We start from the raw sequence: 2,187 nt of genomic DNA, 5'->3' as shown, positions 1-2,187 counted from the left end.
GCCACCGCCCCCTGCGCGCAGGGGGAGGGGTGAGCATGGATCGCTATTTGACGCGCGAGAAAATCAGTGCAGTGCGCGAGATGCATCGGCAGAAAATGAACACTGCTGCGGCGCGCGCCGAGATGATGGCCGGTGAAGACGACATGAAGGAGTGCGCCATAAGTAGCACTGAGTCTGAACGTCACCGCGAGGCGTTCGTGGCACTGAGAGTAGCGCTCGACTTGTTCGACCAGATGGACGCTCCGCAGTTTCCTGATTTTACCGAGGCCATGAGTGATGCCTTCTTCAGAGCGAGAGACGATTACGCCCAATTGGTGGCTGCCCGTGTCTCCCCTCGCCCCACGCTGGCGAAGTTCACGTGGGACGCGATGCTTGCGGCAGCGGAGGTCCCCACCCATGCCTGACGCCCCGAAGCCGGCGACGGCGTTTGATCCCACGCCGCTGATCGAGGCGGCGAAGAAGGCGATGCCTGATCTGCCGCCCGGGGTGCAAATCCCCATCTACGGGTACAACCCCTACATTCAGGTCAATCTCTACGCGATCCTGGCCTGGGGTGAACGCGACGCCGAGCAGCAGGCCCGCATCACCACCGACGCCGCCAGGATCCAGGGGCTGAGGGAGGCTTTGGCTGACATGGAGGCAGCGTGCGAAGAAAGGGCCGCCCTGACGGCGGCTGATGCATACATCGCACTGCTACACTGCGAGGGAGCGTCTGACGCTCTGCGAAAGCTTGATCGTGCTCGCGGCCGAGCCCGCGCCCTCCTGTCGGAGCGCGGCGAATGACGGCGTGGGATGATCGAGAGGCCTTGCAGAAGGCCATGGACGCATTCGAGGCCACCGCTGGCGCCGACAACTGCGTGTTCAACCTGGGCCGCTGCGTTCAGAGCGCGTGCGAGGCCTACCGCGATGCCATGACCGAACAGCACGTCGCCGAGGTGGAGCAGGCGCGGAGGGAGGCCGGACGGTTCGCGGACTACATGCGGATCGCGGCCGAGGAGGATGACACGCCCCAGACGGCCGCTGAGTGGTTGGCCGAGTTCGAGGAGGCGCAGGAGTTTGTCGAGGATATGACGCAAGCCGCCATCCGCGCCCGGGGAGCCACGCCGTGAGCACGAACGCTGAAATGCTGGAGAAGCTGGCGAAGGTTGCTGCCGAGGCACAAGCGACGACCGAGGTTGTCAGGGGCGTCCTTGCCATCCTCTGCGACCTCATCCCCGGCCGTGAAGATGCGCTCATGGCGCTGGTCAAGGGGGAGGCGGTCGTGATGCCGAGGGAACTGAGCGATGATCTGATCAATCATCCCGATCACGTTGCCGGACCGCGCGCCGTCCGGCGCACCTGGGACGTTCTGTCCGTCGCCTCCCCCTACGCGCAGCCCGCGCGGGAGGTGCAGGGTGGTTGAACGTGTCTGGATGCGTGGGGCACTTGGTCCCGGCGTCACCTTCTTGATTGCGGCCAGCGATCCTCTCACGCCCCGCGAGATCACACGGCTGATTAGCCTGCTGAAAACCCAACGAGAGGTGCTGGAGGACGAGGCACCAACGCCGCGCCCCCTTCCCGCGCCGCCGGGAGGTGGGGATGGTTGATCCTTTCCGTCGTGCCCAGCGCTGGCTGGTCTTTGGGCTCGCATGGAGTGGCGCCTGTGTAGCCGGCGCTGGTGTGCTCATTCTGCTGCCCGGCACCGTTGGGAGCGTAATTGCTCTCGCGCTGATCGGCGGCCTGATGTGGCCCGTGTGCCGCGAACTGCTGGGAGCACCGAAGCCATGACCGCCCCGACTGCCGAGAGGGTGCTGGTCTGCGGAGGGCGCGACTATGCCGACCGCCAGCGCGTGTTCGAAGTGCTGGACGAGTATCGGGACCGCGCCGAGGTGCTGATCGACGGTGGCGCCGAGGGCGCTGACATGCTGGCCGAGCAGTGGGCCATGAGCCGTGACGTGCCCATGCTCACCTTCCGCGCCGACTGGCAGCGCCACGGCCGCGCCGCCGGGCCAATCCGCAACGGCCAGATGCTGGCCCAGGGGAAGCCCACGCTCGTCATCGCCTTCCCGGGCGGCCGTGGCACCGCGGACATGGTGCGCCAGGCCCGAACGGCAGGCGTGCCCGTGCGTGAGATCGGAGTCGCCCATGACCCAGAGTAACGCCGCCGCCGAGCGCAGCGCGCATGTCGTGCGGGAGCGGGAGCGCGGC

Annotated in this window: 5 protein-coding genes; all 5 read left to right on the top strand. The window is 66.8% G+C overall.

Going from position 1 to position 2,187, the window contains the following annotated elements; all coding sequences use genetic code 11:
* On the top strand, positions 1 to 404 hold a 404-nt coding region (locus EOD42_RS25585; protein WP_206020471.1), incomplete at its 5' end, for a hypothetical protein.
* Entirely contained in the window at positions 397 to 783 is a 387-nt protein-coding gene (locus tag EOD42_RS25580; protein WP_127790436.1) for a hypothetical protein, read from the top strand. The genes EOD42_RS25585 and EOD42_RS25580, both read left to right, overlap by 8 nt.
* Entirely contained in the window at positions 780 to 1,109 is a 330-nt protein-coding gene (locus tag EOD42_RS25575) for a hypothetical protein (protein ID WP_127790435.1), read from the top strand. Before EOD42_RS25580 ends, EOD42_RS25575 begins: the two co-directional genes overlap by 4 nt.
* The gene (locus EOD42_RS25570) at positions 1,106 to 1,402 is read left to right on the top strand and encodes a hypothetical protein (protein ID WP_127790434.1); all 297 of its coding nucleotides are present in this window, start codon (positions 1,106 to 1,108) and stop codon (positions 1,400 to 1,402) included. Before EOD42_RS25575 ends, EOD42_RS25570 begins: the two co-directional genes overlap by 4 nt.
* Before the next feature lie 361 nt (positions 1,403 to 1,763).
* Complete coding sequence (locus EOD42_RS25565) at positions 1,764 to 2,138, top strand: DUF2493 domain-containing protein (protein WP_127790433.1); 375 nt, start codon at positions 1,764 to 1,766, stop codon at positions 2,136 to 2,138.
* The last annotated feature ends 49 nt before the right edge of the window (positions 2,139 to 2,187 follow it).

This window comes from Rhodovarius crocodyli, assembly GCF_004005855.1.
Taxonomy (GTDB): domain Bacteria; phylum Pseudomonadota; class Alphaproteobacteria; order Acetobacterales; family Acetobacteraceae; genus Rhodovarius; species Rhodovarius crocodyli.
Note: the sequence above shows the minus strand (reverse complement) of the source record. Positions and strands in the feature narration are given on the sequence as shown.